The organism is Runella rosea (genome assembly GCF_003325355.1).
GTDB classification, from domain to species: domain Bacteria; phylum Bacteroidota; class Bacteroidia; order Cytophagales; family Spirosomataceae; genus Runella; species Runella rosea.
Window position 1 is genome coordinate 4,047,124 of record NZ_CP030850.1, and the last position, 16,348, is coordinate 4,063,471.

Here is a 16,348-nt window from a genome sequence, read left to right on the forward strand (position 1 = left end):
AACCCATAAAAAGTTTTTCACAAAAAAAGCGCGAAGCCTTTTGAGCTCCGCGCCTGCAATGTATTCAAAAAAAATCTTATGAAATGGATTCGGCTAGTACCAGAACTTTGTTATTCAGTACTTCAACTACGCCGCCATCTACCGTGAAGGTTTCCTTGTGCGCTCCTTCTACTACGATAGCGCCTTGTCCGAGGGTACTTACAAGGGCAGCGTGGTTATTTAACACCTGAAACTGTCCTTCTGTACCCGGAAAAGTAACCGCAGAGACTTCGCCAGAGAAGATTTTTTTATCGGGAGTGATGATTTCTAAATTCATATCGGAAACGATTTAATTATCTACCCGCCGCTTCTTTCAACAGACGCTCTCCTTTTTCGATGGCATCTTCGATGGTTCCAACAAGGTTGAACGCTGATTCGGGCAAGTGGTCAAACTCACCGTCCATGATTTGATTAAAGCCTTTGATGGTATCGTTGATGTCAACCAAAACTCCTTTCAAACCCGTAAACGCTTCCGCTACGAAGAACGGCTGTGATAAGAAACGCTGTACACGACGAGCGCGGTTTACCGTCAGCTTATCTTCTTCTGACAATTCTTCCATTCCCAAAATCGCGATGATATCCTGCAATTCTTTGTAGCGTTGGAGGATTTGTTTTACACGCTGAGCACAGTTATAATGCGCATCACCTAGGTTTTCGGCGCTCAAAATACGGCTTGAAGAATCGAGTGGATCCACCGCAGGATAGATACCCAACTCGGCAATTTTACGACTCAATACCGTCGTAGCGTCCAAGTGAGCAAATGTCGTAGCAGGAGCAGGGTCAGTCAAGTCATCAGCAGGTACGTAAACGGCCTGTACTGAAGTGATTGAACCACGCTTGGTAGAAGTAATACGCTCTTGCATCGCACCCATTTCGGTGGCGAGTGTAGGCTGATAACCTACGGCCGATGGCATACGACCCAAAAGGGCTGATACCTCAGAACCTGCCTGCGTAAAACGGAAAATGTTATCAATAAAGAAAAGGATATCACGACCTTGGCCAGTACCGTCTCCGTCGCGGAAATACTCAGCAATCGTCAAACCTGACAAGGCTACACGAGCACGCGCTCCTGGAGGTTCGTTCATTTGACCGAACACGAACGTAGCCTGTGATTTTTTCAATTCTTCGTAATCTACTTTCGATAAGTCCCAACCGCCTTCTTCCATGCTGTGTTTGAACGCGTCACCGTATTTGATGATACCCGCTTCAATCATCTCACGCATCAAGTCGTTTCCTTCACGAGTGCGCTCACCTACTCCAGCAAACACCGAAAGACCAGCATACGCTTTGGCGATGTTGTTAATCAGCTCTTGGATCAATACGGTCTTACCTACCCCAGCACCACCAAACAAACCGATTTTACCTCCTTTTACGTAAGGAGCCAAAAGGTCAATCACTTTGATACCTGTGAAGAGAACTTCGGTAGCGGTAGCCAAATCTTCAAACTTAGGAGCTGAACGGTGAATAGACAAGCCATTTTCTTTGCTTACCTGCTTCATTCCGTCGATAGCATCTCCCACTACGTTGAACAGACGCCCTTTGATGTCTTCACCGATGGGCATTGTGATGGGGCTTCCCAAGTCAAATACGTCCATCCCGCGTTGAATCCCTTCGGTACCCTCCATTGCGATGGTGCGTACGCGGTCTTCGCCGAGGTGTTGCTGACATTCCAGAATTACCTTCTGTCCGTTGGGTTTGGTTAGTTCCAAAGCATCAAGGATAGATGGTAGGCGCTTGCCTTCCCCCTCAAAACTCACGTCCACAACTGGGCCAATCACCTGCGTTACTTTGCCTATGTTTGTTGTGTTTGCCATTGTATATGTTATAGTGTTATTCGTTATGAGTTTATACGTTAGTAGTTAATTTTTCAATCTTTAACCGCAACGGAGTGCCGCTGCGGAACCGCTACTAAGCATTAACTGTTTAAGTTTCAGGCCGCAAAATTAGTCGTTTGTTTTATTAAAGCCAAACACCCTTGAGTAGTATTTTGGATATTTTCTATAGAAATGCCATTTTTTTTCAATAATCCTTGTGCAAAAACGGGTTTTGTAAAATGGAAGCCAGGAAAAATCACCCATTATTTTTGTGTAAATTCTTCGAAAAAGACGTTTGATGAGTGCATTTTTTTAAGTAATGTTGTAATCCTTTACTATCCACTACGTTTTTGAAACTCGCACTCCAGTCAGTAGGTATCTTTCTTATCATTATCACCTTCTTACCTTTAGTACGAAGTGACTACTGGACGTTTCGGATATTTGAGTTTCCGAGGGCTCAAAAACTGGTCGTTACACTACTCCTGCTACTTGTTTACCCTTTTGTCTCTTTTCTTGATTCTCTGTCTGATTGGCTCTTGATGACTGTACTGGGCGGAGTTTTGCTGCATTTGGTGTGGCAGGTTTATCCTTTTACGCCTTTGGCAAAGAAGCAATTACTCAAAACCCGAATTACCAATCCCGACCGAGCCATCAGTGTTATGATGTGGAACGTTTACCAGTATAACCGTTCATTTCAGCCTTTTCTGAAATTGTTTGCTCAGGTAGATGCCGATATTGTGCTGCTTTCCGAAACCGACCAATGGTGGCAACAAAAACTAATTCTCCTTGAAAAAGATTACCCGTATCGGGTGCATGTTCCGCTTGAAAACACCTACGGTATGCTGCTGTATTCCAAGTTACCTCTTTTGGAGGAACAGGTAAAATATTTGGTAGAAGACGGTGTCCCGTCCATTCATACGGACGTGCAATTGCGCTCGGGCGAAAAAATCCGTCTGTTTTGTATTCATCCCACCCCTCCAGTGCCGCAAGAAAACCCCCGTTCTACTGAGCGCGACAAAGAATTGCTGTTGATTGCCGACCAAGCCCGCAGCAGTCAAATACCGGTGCTTGTCTGCGGCGACCTTAATGATGTGGCCTGGAGTTATACAACGGCATTATTCCAGAAAATGAGCGGGTTGCTGGATCCCCGCCGTGGCCGGGGTTTCTTCAATACCTTTCACGCCAAAATCCCCTTTTTGCGATTTCCCCTTGACCATGTATTTTGCTCCACGGAATTTACGCTCATCAAAATGTCACGCCTCAAAAACAGCGGATCGGATCATTTTCCCATGTATATAAAATTGCAGTATACACCCCGCGCTGCCGAGATTCATGAAGCGCCCCAACCCACCGCCGAAGAAGTTGAAACCGCACAGGAAAAAATAAACAAAGAAACTCGGGAAGAGGGCCCTGGTACTGAGTAGCTATTGTTTCAGAACAATTCTGAAGGTCGTTCCTTTGCCTACTTCCGAATTTTTGACAAACAATTTTCCTCCGTGATATTCTTCAATAATCCGCTTGGCCAGCGTCAAGCCCAAGCCCCAACCGCGTTTTTTGGTGCTGATGCCAGGTTTGAATACTTTTTGCCAGTTTCCACGGGAAATCCCTTTCCCAGTATCGCTGATATCAATCGCTATTTCTTGTTTATTCAACACAAAAATTCTGACTTTAAGCGCTCCTACGCCCGTCATAGCATCGACGGCGTTTTTACAGATATTTTCAATCACCCATTCAAACAGGTTCCGGTTGATGTTCATTTGACGCTCTTCGGGCAGGTCATTCACAAACGTTACCTTCACTTTGGTTGAAATTCGTCGTTTGAGATAATCTAAGAAGGAGGAAACTACCTCTGATACATTTTCGTGTTTCATGGCGGGCGTTGAACCGATGCTTGAAAAACGTGTGGTGATCATTTCCAAGCGCTTTACGTCTTTCTCAATCTCTCCCGTATATTCATCGGGATAACGCTCCGGATCCGTTCTAAAAAACTCCACCCATCCCATCAAAGATGCAATAGGGGTTCCTAGTTGGTGTGCCGTTTCTTTTGCCAGTCCTACCCATACTCGATTTTGTTCCGCAGCACGCGAAGCACTGAAAACCAAATACGCCAAAAAACCCAAGACCAGTAAACTTAATAACTGAACATAAGGATAGTACCTCATTTGTACCAGTAACGAAGAATCACTGAAGTATATATACTGCTTGGTACCAGCTACATCCACTTCAATCGGAGGATGTTCATCTTTCATTTCTTCGAAGGCTTCAATGAGTAACTTTTGCTTTTCCGAAGGGTCGTGCGCTGGTAAATCTAAATTAGTGCCGTCGATGGGTAAATTGTCATCTCCCACCAAAATAGTGGGTATTCGGCTTTGAAAAATATTGTCTTTTACTACTTCAAATAAGAAAGTATAATCTTCTGTTGTAGAATGATTGGCCGAGTACTCAATCAATTGGGCGTATAGTGTCAACTGTCTTTTTTCGCGGGCATCTACGTTTTCAACAATATTGTAGGTATAGATAATAGAAGCGATGCCAATCAAAGCCAGATTGATTCCGATAAAAATTTGATAAAGATTCTTTTGACTGTAAATGTCGATTGCCGGTAGCTTCATAGCATTGATAACACACAAAGGTTTTTATAAAAATACATTGAAAATGACGGGAATACCCTTGATCGTCTTATTTAATTTAGAATGAGTATAAATTACATCACCTATTTTAAACCACGCATCTAATTTTTAGGAGAATGCGTACGTACAATCAAACGACGGCTTAAAATTAAAAGTACAGACATTCTTTTGATTAATCAAAGCTTGGTGATGCGCCACCTCGGTTTCTAAAATATGACTTTAATCATATTATAAACTTCCAAAGGTCATCTTACGCATTACCAACTAATCAGATATTGCCAAGGAATTACGGTTAATAATTTATAATCTTTCTAAATTACTAAGTAGGCGCATTTTAATTCTTTGAAATAGGTTTTTGAAATAACTTTGTAGACTTTTTGTTAGGCAAGTGACATGGAATCATTACAGTTTAGAAGTATAGGCATTTCGTACAAAACCGCTCCCCTCGAAATCCGGGAGCAAATTGCATTAAACGAAGACGAAGCGAAAGCTTTGATGTTGAAAGTGCAGGAATTTTTTGGTGGTTCTGACATCTTGGTGGTTTCAACCTGTAACCGCACGGAAATCTATTACAACGCTCCTCAGGATTTCAACGTAGCCATTGCCAAGTTACTTCTGATTGAAAAAGGCTTAATCAATACCGAAGCCTATCTTCCCTATTTCACTTTTTACGCTTCTCAAGATGCCGCAGCACGTCATTTATTTGAAGTAGCTACTGGCTTGCACTCGCAGGTAGTGGGTGACATGCAGATTCCCAATCAAGTCAAACACGCCTATCAGTGGTCAGTTGATTTGGGCATGGCGGGACCGTTTTTGCACCGATTATTGCACACCATCTTCTTCGCCAACAAGCGCGTTGCGCAAGAAACGTCTTTCCGCGATGGTGCTGCTTCGACTTCTTATGTTGCGGTAGAATTGATTGAACACGTTACTACTTTAAAAGAAAACCCTTCAATTTTGGTAGTAGGTGTAGGTGAAATTGGAACGGATGTGTGCCGCAATTTGAAAGAAAAGAAATATACCAATATAAAAGTTATCAACCGTACCCGCGCCAAAGCGGAACAACTCGCCCTCGAACTCGGATTTGAAGTAGGAGATTTTGAAAATGTAGAAGAAGAAATCCGTAAAGCAGACGTGGTCATCTCTTCGATTCAGCGCGACGAACCCTTTATTACCAAAGAACTTCTCCGTAAACAATCCCTCTACTCATTCAAATACCTGATTGACTTATCGGTACCGCGCAGCGTAGCGATGGATGCCGAACAGGTTCCTGGGGTGATTGTATACAACATTGATAATATTCAGCAACGTGCCAACGAAGCACTCAGCCGCCGTTTGGCTTCTATCCCACAGGTCGAGTCCATCATTACGCAAGCCTTGGATGAGTTTGGAGATTGGTCGAAAGAAATGGTTGTTTCTCCAACAATCCAAAAGCTAAAAAATGCGTTGGAGCAAATTCGTCAGGAAGAATTGGCTCGGTATATGAAGTCCATGAACGAAGATGAAGCCGCAAAAGTGGATAAAATCACGTCGAGCATGATGCAAAAAATCCTCAAGCTGCCGGTTCTTCAGCTCAAAGCTGCCTGTAAGCGCGGAGAAGCCGAAACGCTAATCGACGTGCTCAATGATTTGTTTAATCTGGAACAACAGCCAGAACGCAAATAAGCTAGCGCTGCTTATTTTACCTTTCCGTACTTTTTCATAATTTCTACCACTTTCTGCACAGGAAGGGCCTCTACGGTATGTTCTTGGTGGCCTTTTGTCGTTTTTGCCATCAATAATGAATTAAGAATGGCTTCTTCCGTTGCTTCAATCACAGCCAAAAATAAAGGCGACGTATCGTCATTGCGAAGTAATTTCTGCTCTTCAAATTTTGACTTGGAATCATGCGGAATGGTGTAAGCCGTCGAAAAGGCAATGACATAATCACCGCTTCCGTTGGCCATAATGCCGCCCGTTTTACCCAACCCAATTAAGGCTCGTTTTGCCAAACGTTTCAGATTTCGGGCGTCCAAAGGCGCATCGGTGGCTACCACAATCATGCAAGAGCCATCGCCAGATTTATCAAGGGTTTCTTTGAAAGAGTACTTACCAAGTTCTACACCTACTGGTGCGCCAGCCACTTCTAATACCCCGCCAAAATTAGTCTGAACCAACACGCCTACCGTGTATCCGCCCAACACTGCTGGCAGTTTTCGGGAAGAAGTACCGATGCCGCCTTTCCATCCAAAACACACGGTGCCCGTGCCCGCCCCTACGGCGCCTTCTTCCACGCTGCCCGAGGACGCCGTTTGCAAAGCCTTTATCACATCCGACTGTTTTACGTGTCGGCCTCTAATATCATTTAAATAACTGTCGTTAGTTTCTCCCACAATCGGATTGACCGAACGCACATTTTCGTTCCCTTTTTGGGTTAATGTCCAATCGACCAGCGCGGCGGCGGCCGTCGAAACGTTTAAGGTGTTGGTCAAGACGATGGGAGTTTCAATGTTACCCAATTCAGCTACTTGGCTATAGCCAGCGAGTTTTCCGAATCCGTTTCCTAATTCAATGGCAGCGGGGATTTTTTGTTGGAAAACATTACCATCGTGTGGTAAAATAACCGTTGCTCCCGTACGTATACTATCTCCCGCATTCAGTGTAGTTTGGCCAACTTTCACCCCCATCACATCCGTAATGGCATTTAGTTTACCCGTTGGCAGTATTCCTATTTTTACCCCAAGCTCACGCAGGCGTTTGTTTTGGGCAAAAGTAACATGGTGGATTCCAACGACCAATCCTATCAATAGTACACAATGACGGCTCATTTTGAGAGATATTTTTCGTTAACAAAGGTCTTCTTTGTTAAATATCGAGTATTTAGAGTACGATGCAAACGAAGAATGAATGATTTTAAAAGATTCTTAAAATTATACAATTAAACGTCATCATTTTCAATCTTTTAAGTAGATTAGTGTAGAAATAAAGCAATTTTTTAATGAGACGTAAAATCAAAGCCGTAATTTTACGTTTTATTAAATCAGATGAGAATTTAGCTGTTATTATGAAATATTCGGTTCATTTCCTTGTCCTGCTGTTTCTTTTCTCCCATACATTACTCCGAGCGCAGGACAATCGTTCCAGTTTCCAAATCGAAATTCCTACCGAGCCCAATTGGAATTGGGTGTCGGAAGGAAGTCGTTTAGAATTTACATTAAAAACATCAGGAGGCAAAGGCGACTCGGTGACTTTTGTCATCATGCAAGGGTTGATTGAAGGAATGTCCTTTGATTCAACGGGCCGTTTTGCGTGGGTTCCATCCTACGACTTGGCCGACCGCACCAATACGCAAAAAAACATTCAGGTCATTTTTGAGGCACGAAACAATCAAAACGAAACCACTACTCGTTCAGTAGAACTGAAGGTATTTCACGTCAATCGCCCACCACGGGTCGAAGATTTAAAGCCTTTTTACGTACAAAACCGTACGCAGAATGTTTATAAAATAGACGCTAATGCGCTCAAAGACGATGACATCGACCCTTTAGTCATCATCCCCGTCACAGAGACCTTGCCCGAAGGCGCTAAGCTTAGTTCGGCAGGAGAACTTACGTGGCAACCTTCACTGACGCAGTTTAATAACCTGAAATCAAACCCGATTTTTATTGATTTTTTTGTGGAAGACCAGCCTGCCAAAGCGCGGGCCAAAGGACGTCTTAAAATTGAGGCAACGCAAATGGATTTGCCACCGAGCATTATTCAGATTCCTAAAGGAGAATATTTTAAGTCCAAAGAAAACGCGACTGTCAATCTTAAGTTTTTCCTGTCTGACCCCAACGGCGATGATGATATTGCCACGTTTGACTTAGTGACCGACAATCCAGAAGTCCCAGCAAGTACGCTGGTACGAAATACGCCCAATCAATACGAATTTATTTGGACGCCTAATTATGATTTCGTTAAAGACCCCTACGATTCTTTATCCTTCCACATCACTTTTTTCGTGATTGACAAAGAGCAAAATCGCGATGAACGCAAAATCAGATTTACGATTCTCAATGCCGTCAATGAAGCCGAAAAAGATCGTCAGCTCTATGAAATGTATCGGGTATCGTTGGTAGAAGCTTGGAATCTCGTTACGCAACTAAGCGAGAAAGAGCAAGAACTCAAAAGATCGTACTTAAAAGCTAAAAAAGGGAAAAAGAACCGATCGATGGTCAATGCAGGCTTGGGCGCAACGACGGGTCTTTCTCCAGCCATCATAAAAACGCCACAAACTAAATCCATTGTATCGGCCGTGGGTGGTACAACGATTGTCACCATCGGCGCCTTAGAAGCGGCCGAAGTCATTGGAAAACCGCTACGCGATTTGTTGGACCGATACAATTATGTGTTGGAAAAGAAAATTGAGATTCAAAATAAAGGCGACGTTTTTGCCCGTGAATATGCCCTCAAAGCAGCGCGCCGTCAGCCAGATTATGCCAAAAAACGGGATGAATTTAAAGCAGCACTTTCCATCAAAGGGCTAGTAACGCTCGATTTGGATGCTGGTTGGGAAAACAAAAAAGAAGCCACCGATAAGGCCATTGGCCGCGCATTCAAGGATTTTACACCGTTGGAATCACAGAATCGCGCCCGTCAATAAGTGTACTAACCTTCTAACAAAAAACGACCGCCAAGAAAGCTTGGCGGTCGTTTTTTGTTGCTCAATTGTCAAGTAGTAAAATCCACTGGCAAGCATCCTATTTTTTATTTGGTCACTTTCAACTTGCCTTGCATCAAGGTATGGTGTCCAGGAAACGTACACAGAAAAGTGTAGTCGCCAGGTTCGTTGGGAGCAGTAAAATAAATGGCTTCACTTGTTTCGGGCTGCAAAATATTGGTATGAAACAACACGTTTGCTGACTTAGGAACGTACTGTAAATCAGACCCTTTCAAACCTAACTTAATGGCGGCTTCGCCGATTGGATTAGCCGTTCCAGGTTTTACAATGACGCAATTGTGAAGCATATCATCATTGTTGTTGAATACCCATTTTATCCGGCTTCCCGCTTTTACCTGTACCTGAGTTATGTCAAACTTTAATCCAGGCACTGTACCAAGGGTTATTACTTGATCAGGACCATTTGTCCAGTCTGCGGGTTGTTCAACGTTTCTTTTTGCCGTACTTGGCCCTTTTGGCACAGCGCTGGTCGCGGCAGGCATGGTATGCCCGCTGTGGGCTGTCATGGAATTATCGGCTGGCTTTGATACACTTACCGTCCATTGAGACGCGGGAATTTTTTCACCTTCCGCAATTTCATTCAGTGTATAGTAACCTACGTTATGTAACAAAGGCAAACCCGCCGCCGACCGAATTCCTTCGGCTTTGATTTCGTGGATATAGCCTAGTTTCAAGCTGTCCAACACAATTCTGGCTTTCAGGCCATTGTCCGACACAGCAATGTGGCGTATTACGCGCTCAGAAGCATTGATGATGGGGCTTCCGTAGTTGTGGTGATACTTGTAGGTAAACGAATTGAACTGGTACGACGCTGGATCCTGCGCCGTTTTTTTATCAACCGGCAACGTAAATTCCACTTCAAAACCATCAGGCTTCGAGATAACTTTTTTCATTTCAAAAGGCATTTGCCCAGTCCACACCAACCGTTGGATACCAAACGGATCTTTGCCAGTAGCCGACCAACCACGGCTGGTTTGCCCTACAAACATCGAACCATCCAATCCCCAAACCATCCTTAAAATCCCCGACTGAAATCCTTCCCGAAAAGGAAAACAGATCCCCTGCCAACGGCCTTTTACTTTCTCAAGCATTACTCGCATGATTTTACTGTGGCCTTGGTCTCCTACAAACAATTGCCCTTCAAAAGGCCCAAAGGCCCCTTTTGTCATATCTTCTTTAATATCTGACGTTGAAATTCCCATCAGCGTGTGCGGAAACCAAACCGCAGGAGCTTTCAGTCCAGGCACCCGTTTGGCAACATCATATAAAGGCTCGCCTGTGTCAGGGATGTCTTTCATGGTCAATTTTACGGGTGATTCAGGGTCCTGACTCCAAACAAGTCCTTCGGGATTACCCGCAAAATCTCCTGTTTCTAAGTGCGTCATGCGGCCAGACCCCACCCAGTCGCCTTGGTTTTCGGTATAAAACATATCGCCATTTTGCAGAGCAATGTAGCCCGCTGGCGAGCGTAAGCCTGTAGCAATGGGTTTCATGTTGGCTTTGTCGTCAAATTTCAACAACCAGCCGCGCCATTTTGCCAAACTCGCTCCGTGCCCAATCCAGTCCAAATTGAGCGTAACCAGCAAATCACCGTTGGGGGCCAATACTGGACCATACGAATATTCGTGGTAATTGCCCGACAACGGCCATTTGTAAAATGACTCATAGACATCGGCAACCCCGTCTCCATCTGAATCCACCAAATGCGTAATTTCTCCCCGCTGCGAAAGCAAAAAGGAACCATCTGGACGGTACAGGAGGCCCAATGGCTCGTGTAAACCGTGCGCAAAACGCTTGTAAGTAGGTTGTCCAGACCCTTTAAGGTATGGATTGTTAATCATCCAGACTTCTCCGCGACGGGTAGAGGCAGCCAAGCGCCCATCGGGCAATACTGACAATCCTCCAACTTCCAATTGGACGTTTTCGGGAATGGGAAGCGTGACAATTCGATAATAATCTTCTTCCGTCATGGGACGGTTTTGCGCCTGACCCACGAGTACCGAAGCAAACGACAGAATGAATGAATATAAAACGATTTTTTTCATGAACAGCAACCTTATTTTAACTGATAAAGACCACTTAGCCCTGCTTTTACCCAAAAGAAAAGCGAGGTACACAAGGCGCCCCGCTTTTCTTTTTAAGAATTTAACGTCAATTACATCGTTGAAAGTACGTTGTTCATCGTACGAACGGCATCGGCCGATTTGGCAAACGTTGCTTTTTCAGCTTCGCTCAAACGTAGGCTAATGATTTTTTCCCAACCGCCAGCACCGATTACTACTGGAACACCTAGACAAATGTCTTTTTGGCCATATTCACCATTAAGATATACTGAACAAGGGAAAATGCGCTTTTGGTCACGAACGATACTTTCTACCAACGTAGCTACCGCCGCACCTGGGGCGTACCAAGCTGAAGTACCAATCAATTTAGTCAGGGTAGCACCCCCCACCATGGTGTCGGCTGCTACTTGCTGTAGTTTTTCTTCGGATAAGAAACGGCTTACTGGAATACCGTTGTAGGTAGCCAAACGGGTCAAAGGGATCATGGTGGTGTCACCGTGACCGCCGATTACCATTCCGTGAAGGTCATTAGGAGATACGTTCATCGCCATTGATAAGTAGGTTTTGAAACGTGCGCTGTCCAAAATACCACCCATTCCGATGATGCGTTTTTTAGGCAATCCCAATTCTTTAAATGCTAGATACGTCATGGTATCCATTGGGTTGGAAACGATGATGATGATCGCTTTAGGCGAATATTTCAGAATATTTTCGGCCACTCCCTTTACGATACCCGCGTTGATTCCAATGAGTTCTTCGCGCGTCATGCCGGGCTTGCGCGGAATTCCTGAAGTGATTACTACTACTTCCGAACCTTTGGTTTTTTCATAGTCGTTGGTCGAACCAGTGATTTTGGTATCGAATCCGTTCAAAGTAGCGGTTTGAAACATATCAAGGGCTTTTCCTTCCGACAAGCCTTCTTTGATGTCGAGCAATACTACTTCCTGAGCCAACTGACGGCGAGCGATGTTGTCAGCGCAGGTTGCGCCTACTGCCCCTGCTCCTACTACGGTAATTTTCATTGGGATTATGAATTTATTGGTGAATTAACGTTTTTTTAAAACCGGCCGTAAATATAGGGCGAAAACCTTTTAAAGCTACTCTTAAAGGCATTTTTAATGCTAAAAACATATAGTGAAGCCGTAGTTAGCAGGTTATATAGCAGACATCCTTTTTTCGGCCAATGATGATTCGGCATACACTTCCCGTACCCGTCGAAAGATGCCTGTGCGTAGCGTCTGACTGTTGAGAACCGTCGGGCGCGACACACGTCACTAGCTATTTACCGTTCATCCAAGGTTTACAAGAGCGGCTTTCTCAAAAACGACTGTTCATCCGATTTCGTTGGTGGCCTTTAAATCAATACCTTATCTTTACGTTACCTTTTTCAGCCATGAAACACTAACTTTATCGTTGATTATCAAACAACCTTTACACACATGACACCTAAACGTCAAGGGGCAGTCGTCAAGACTGTCAAAGACATTACAATCGGCGCTGCCCTGACGGTGGCGTTATTGAACGGCGGAATGATGCTACAAAGCTGCGGCAGTTCCGACGACGACCAAAAGCAACAGGAAGCCCCTTTTAAAGGACGTCCTGTAAAAACGTACATCACTGAAATGAAACCCGGTGAGTATAAAATTACGGACGAAGTGGCCGTGAGTAGTGATAAAGAAGCGGGCGCCATAGTCCGTTATTTTGACGGGCGACGCGACACGCTCACCGTGGCCGAAGCGCAACGACTGGTCAAAACCGACTCGACCACCCGCGATTATTACAACAATCCCAATCACTACCATTCGCATCATCATCACAGCAGTTCGTTATCCAATGCCTTATTGTGGGGTGGTATGGGGTATATGTTGGGACGCAACAACAATTCTCAATTCTATAACGAAGGGCGCGAACGGCAATATAGCTCAGGCGCTTATGCCAACTCTTCCGTTTATCAGCGTTCGGCTGGTATTCACGAAAGTTACCACAGCCACCGCAAAAGCTTTGCTTCACGGCCCAGCAGCAGCCGAAGTGGATTTTTCAGCCGCAGCCGCAGTTCTGGCAGTTAATTTTTTATTCACACAAAGAAGCACAAGGTGCCGAGACGCAAAAACACTGCGCCTTTGCGGCTCTGTGTGAACCCATAATTGATAAAAAAATGATCAACACAAGATATTTGAATAACAGTCCCGAAGTCCAACTGCGCAATGTAGGCTGGGATTGGATGCTCGGGGCGGACACATTACCTTACCTCACCAACGAGGCAGTCACGGTGAAAACCTACGAAGCAGACGCTTATTACAATGCCGCCAATGAACTGTATGAAATTTATGCAGAGGCCGCCCAACACGCCATTGACCGCAATCTATGGAAAGAAATGGGTATTCCTGAAAGTCTTATTGAATTGATAAAACTGACGTGGGAAGACGACCGTCATTGGCATATCTATGGGCGTTTTGACTTGGCGGGAGGCGTAAGCAGAGAACCCATCAAACTCATTGAGTTCAACGCCGACACCGCTACCTGCATTCCCGAAACGGCTGTAGTTCAGTGGGCGCACCTAAAGGCCAATCACATGGATGAAAGCAAGCAGTTCAACAATGTGTATGAGGCCTTGAAAGAGCAGTTTGCCGAGCTTCGCCGCCGCAATATGCACCTCACGCCCACGCTGCTGTTCTCAACTATGCGCGATGCCCCCGAAGACGACACCAACGTGGCGGTACTCGGCGAGGCGGCCCGCGAAGCGGGATTCGACGTTGAATTCAGCTACATGGATGAAGTGGAATTTACGGCCACCGAAGGGATTTTCAAGCAAAACCCCAAAAACGGAAAATTTGAGCAATTTGACTTTTGGTTTAAGCTCGTGCCCTGGGAATACATCGGCTACGACGAGCCTGAATTAGCGGAATTATTAACAAAAATCGTTAAAAACGGCAAAGCGGTCATTATCAACCCTGCGTATACGCTGCTGTTTCAATCAAAATATATCCTAAAATTGTTGTGGGATCTGTACCCCAACCACCCGCTTTTGTTGCCTACTACGGCCCAGCCGCTTCCCAATAAAGTAAGCGTAGAAAAGGTTCTCTTTGGCCGCGAAGGTGCCAACGTACGCATTCTGGAAACCAACGGCACGGTCATCACGGCCGCCGAGGGCGACTACGGAGATTATGAAAAAATCTATCAGGAATACGTAGAGTTCCCGCGCGACGCCCTCGGTCAACGCTATCAAGCCGGTGTGTTTTGGGCAGGCGACGCCTGCGGTCTGGGCTATCGTCGTGGCGGAAAAATCATTGACAATACCGCCCAGTTTGTGGGGCATTTAGTGGAGTGAAAGTGAGTGGGGAATGTTTTATTCAGTCATTAAGATAAAAAACAATACTCAATCACTTAGAAGCAACTAAACAGACTTATGGACAGCAAAGAATTAGAACAACTAAAACTACATGTAGCTGGTGCGGTAGTTCGCCATACGTCTCCTTTTAATGAGCTAAATTCATTCAATAATGAATTTGAATTGAATCAGGAATTCGTTGATAGATGGGTAATCCCATTTTATACAAACATCAGAAAAACTGAGAGTAGTTGGGTTAATAAATTACTAGCTATAAAATGTGAGATTAATGACGACATTATCCTAAAAACACTAGGAGATTTCAATTGGAGGACACGACAAACAGGCGCCTTTTTTTCGGCTATTACCAATAAAAATCAATTCATTGACATTATAGGTATTCATTTACTAAAGAGCGAAGTATGTTTTGCAGGAAGAATCTATTGCTATGTTCTCGCATCTTTTAATACTACAAAATGCGTTGATTACCTGAACTTATATTTAGAGTATTACCTAACTAAGCCGAATTTATGGTTTAATCAAAGAGAAGCAATGGAGGCGATTTTATACTTGGACTCCTTAAATCAAACTTGTTATTTTGAAAACCATCTGAATAACTGGTCTCAATTTATTATCAACAAGCCAGATTGGGAAAAAGAAATTAAAACGGAAAAGTTAGAAGAATGGCTATCCGTTATTGAAAAAGTCAAATCACATAATTGCTGAAAGAAAGAGAATCAGGCGGCTACCGCGGGCGTAATTTTGACCAATAGTTGCGACACCAATGAAGGTAATTTCAAAAAGCAGCGAGTGAACTCCGCTCGAAGCAGGGATTGTTCTACGGGGGGAAACGTAGCAATCTCCAGCCATAACTTTTGGGTTAACACATCTTTTTCAGCTTCAGTGTCAGCCATCAGATAAAGCGTAAAAAAAGTGGAAAAAGTGGGGTCGTCGGTTAAACGATTGACGAATTCCCAAACCCTGGCGTATTTATTGAGCATTTTTAATCCCGTTTAAGCAGTTAATTCATTTTATTGGCTCTATTCTGGATTTGCTTGAAAATTAAGAAATTATCGTAAATCGCTACCTCCCCCCGCTCACAATCTTCCCATCCGACATTTCAATGATTCTATCGCCGCCTTTGGCGAAGTCGGGGTCGTGGGTAACGGTGATGATGGTTTGGTGGTTTTCGTGGGAGATTTTACGGAAAATATCAAAAACCAGATTTGAATTGGCTTTGTCGAGGTTACCCGTCGGCTCGTCGCCCATGATGATGGTGGGGTCGTTGATGAGCGCGCGGGCAATGGCTACACGCTGCTGCTGTCCGCCCGACAGTTTGGAAGATTGTTTGCGGGCGTAGTCTTCCATATTGACCAGTTTCAGCTTTTCGTAGGCGCGGGCTTCAATCTCTTTGGTGCTGTATTTTCCCAGTTTTTGCGCTGGCAACATCACATTCTGTAATACCGTAAACTCCGCCAACAAAAAGTGAAACTGAAACACAAACCCCAGATGCTCATTGCGAAAGTCGGCGAGTCGGTCTTGGCTAAGGCCCGTGAGGCGACTGCCGTTCATTTCCAGATTACCTTCGTAGTCGGTGTCCATGGTCGAAAGGATATACAGTAAAGTAGATTTCCCGCAACCAGATTTACCGATGATTGACAAAAACTCCCCTTTTTTCACTTCAAAGTTGACATTATCCAACACCTGAAACTTTTCAGGCTCATAGAAGTATTTGTTGATATGGCTGGCTTGAAGAACCGTATTGCTCATGG

14 protein-coding genes are annotated in these 16,348 nt (G+C 44.5%); 6 read left to right on the forward strand and 8 right to left on the reverse strand.

What is annotated here, in order from left to right; translation table 11 throughout:
• Positions 1–76: 76 nt before the first annotated feature.
• Both atpC and atpD read right to left on the reverse strand, forming a co-directional pair.
• Positions 77–316 (reverse strand): ATP synthase F1 subunit epsilon, encoded by a 240-nt coding sequence (gene atpC, locus DR864_RS16930; protein WP_114068094.1) that lies wholly within the window; start codon positions 314–316, stop codon positions 77–79.
• A gap of 16 nt (positions 317–332) precedes the next feature.
• On the reverse strand, positions 333–1,853 hold the full coding sequence (atpD, locus tag DR864_RS16935) for a F0F1 ATP synthase subunit beta (protein WP_114068095.1): 1,521 nt from the start codon (positions 1,851–1,853) through the stop codon (positions 333–335).
• Positions 1,854–2,203: 350 nt separating this feature from the next.
• On the opposite strand from atpD, the gene DR864_RS16940 reads away from it, so the two are divergent.
• Positions 2,204–3,277: an endonuclease/exonuclease/phosphatase family protein gene (locus DR864_RS16940; RefSeq protein WP_114068096.1), complete on the forward strand. Its 1,074-nt coding sequence runs from the start codon at positions 2,204–2,206 to the stop codon at positions 3,275–3,277.
• On the opposite strand, the gene DR864_RS16945 is transcribed toward DR864_RS16940, so the two are convergent.
• Complete coding sequence (locus DR864_RS16945; protein ID WP_114068097.1) at positions 3,278–4,465, reverse strand: sensor histidine kinase; 1,188 nt, start codon at positions 4,463–4,465, stop codon at positions 3,278–3,280. It lies immediately after the preceding gene.
• 411 nt (positions 4,466–4,876) lie between these two features.
• On the opposite strand from DR864_RS16945, the gene hemA reads away from it, so the two are divergent.
• Positions 4,877–6,148: a glutamyl-tRNA reductase gene (gene hemA / locus DR864_RS16950; RefSeq protein ID WP_114068098.1), complete on the forward strand. Its 1,272-nt coding sequence runs from the start codon at positions 4,877–4,879 to the stop codon at positions 6,146–6,148.
• Positions 6,149–6,159: 11 nt separating this feature from the next.
• On the opposite strand, the gene DR864_RS16955 is transcribed toward hemA, so the two are convergent.
• Entirely contained in the window at positions 6,160–7,290 is a 1,131-nt protein-coding gene (locus DR864_RS16955) for a DmpA family aminopeptidase (RefSeq protein WP_114068099.1), read from the reverse strand.
• A gap of 236 nt (positions 7,291–7,526) precedes the next feature.
• Between DR864_RS16955 and DR864_RS16960 the strand changes: the two genes are divergently transcribed.
• Positions 7,527–9,107: a hypothetical protein gene (locus tag DR864_RS16960; protein ID WP_114070332.1), complete on the forward strand. Its 1,581-nt coding sequence runs from the start codon at positions 7,527–7,529 to the stop codon at positions 9,105–9,107.
• Positions 9,108–9,211: 104 nt separating this feature from the next.
• Here the strand turns inward: DR864_RS16960 and DR864_RS16965 are convergent, their stop codons facing one another.
• Both DR864_RS16965 and mdh read right to left on the reverse strand, forming a co-directional pair.
• Positions 9,212–11,230 carry a plastocyanin/azurin family copper-binding protein gene (locus tag DR864_RS16965; RefSeq protein ID WP_114068100.1) on the reverse strand — a complete coding sequence of 673 codons (2,019 nt, stop codon included), beginning with the start codon at positions 11,228–11,230 and terminating at the stop codon, positions 9,212–9,214.
• Between the two features lie 110 nt (positions 11,231–11,340).
• Positions 11,341–12,270 (reverse strand): malate dehydrogenase, encoded by a 930-nt coding sequence (mdh, locus tag DR864_RS16970; RefSeq protein WP_114068101.1) that lies wholly within the window; start codon positions 12,268–12,270, stop codon positions 11,341–11,343.
• Between the two features lie 417 nt (positions 12,271–12,687).
• Here mdh and DR864_RS16975 point away from each other — a divergent pair, with 417 nt between their 5' ends.
• From DR864_RS16975 to DR864_RS16985, 3 genes are all read left to right on the forward strand, one after another.
• Complete coding sequence (locus DR864_RS16975; RefSeq protein WP_114068102.1) at positions 12,688–13,314, forward strand: Cj0371 family chemotaxis-regulating polar lipoprotein; 627 nt, start codon at positions 12,688–12,690, stop codon at positions 13,312–13,314.
• Between the two features lie 89 nt (positions 13,315–13,403).
• Positions 13,404–14,576: a glutathionylspermidine synthase family protein gene (locus DR864_RS16980; RefSeq protein ID WP_114068103.1), complete on the forward strand. Its 1,173-nt coding sequence runs from the start codon at positions 13,404–13,406 to the stop codon at positions 14,574–14,576.
• A gap of 78 nt (positions 14,577–14,654) precedes the next feature.
• On the forward strand, positions 14,655–15,302 hold the full coding sequence (locus tag DR864_RS16985) for a DUF6000 family protein (RefSeq protein ID WP_114068104.1): 648 nt from the start codon (positions 14,655–14,657) through the stop codon (positions 15,300–15,302).
• Positions 15,303–15,313: 11 nt separating this feature from the next.
• Here DR864_RS16985 and DR864_RS16990 read toward each other — a convergent pair whose 3' ends face one another.
• Positions 15,314–15,577 carry a hypothetical protein gene (locus DR864_RS16990; protein ID WP_114068105.1) on the reverse strand — a complete coding sequence of 88 codons (264 nt, stop codon included), beginning with the start codon at positions 15,575–15,577 and terminating at the stop codon, positions 15,314–15,316.
• An 82-nt stretch (positions 15,578–15,659) separates the two neighbouring features.
• Positions 15,660–16,346, reverse strand: a complete 687-nt coding sequence (locus tag DR864_RS16995) for an ABC transporter ATP-binding protein (RefSeq protein WP_114068106.1) — start codon at positions 16,344–16,346, stop codon at positions 15,660–15,662.
• Positions 16,347–16,348: the final 2 nt, after the last annotated feature.

Bases quoted from the DNA above. Each gene is read 5' to 3' on its own strand.
- DR864_RS16995 (WP_114068106.1), bottom strand. From the start codon at position 16,346: ATGAGCAATACGGTTCTTCAAGCCAGCCATATCAACAAATACTTCTAT.
- atpC (WP_114068094.1), bottom strand. From the start codon at position 316: ATGAATTTAGAAATCATCACTCCCGATAAAAAAATCTTCTCTGGCGAA.
- DR864_RS16980 (WP_114068103.1), top strand. From the start codon at position 13,404: ATGATCAACACAAGATATTTGAATAACAGTCCCGAAGTCCAACTGCGC.
- hemA (WP_114068098.1), top strand. From the start codon at position 4,877: ATGGAATCATTACAGTTTAGAAGTATAGGCATTTCGTACAAAACCGCT.
- DR864_RS16965 (WP_114068100.1), bottom strand. From the start codon at position 11,230: ATGAAAAAAATCGTTTTATATTCATTCATTCTGTCGTTTGCTTCGGTA.
- mdh (WP_114068101.1), bottom strand. From the start codon at position 12,270: ATGAAAATTACCGTAGTAGGAGCAGGGGCAGTAGGCGCAACCTGCGCT.
- DR864_RS16985 (WP_114068104.1), top strand. From the start codon at position 14,655: ATGGACAGCAAAGAATTAGAACAACTAAAACTACATGTAGCTGGTGCG.
- DR864_RS16975 (WP_114068102.1), top strand. From the start codon at position 12,688: ATGACACCTAAACGTCAAGGGGCAGTCGTCAAGACTGTCAAAGACATT.
- DR864_RS16955 (WP_114068099.1), bottom strand. From the start codon at position 7,290: ATGAGCCGTCATTGTGTACTATTGATAGGATTGGTCGTTGGAATCCAC.
- DR864_RS16945 (WP_114068097.1), bottom strand. From the start codon at position 4,465: ATGAAGCTACCGGCAATCGACATTTACAGTCAAAAGAATCTTTATCAA.
- atpD (WP_114068095.1), bottom strand. From the start codon at position 1,853: ATGGCAAACACAACAAACATAGGCAAAGTAACGCAGGTGATTGGCCCA.
- DR864_RS16960 (WP_114070332.1), top strand. From the start codon at position 7,527: ATGAAATATTCGGTTCATTTCCTTGTCCTGCTGTTTCTTTTCTCCCAT.
- DR864_RS16990 (WP_114068105.1), bottom strand. From the start codon at position 15,577: ATGCTCAATAAATACGCCAGGGTTTGGGAATTCGTCAATCGTTTAACC.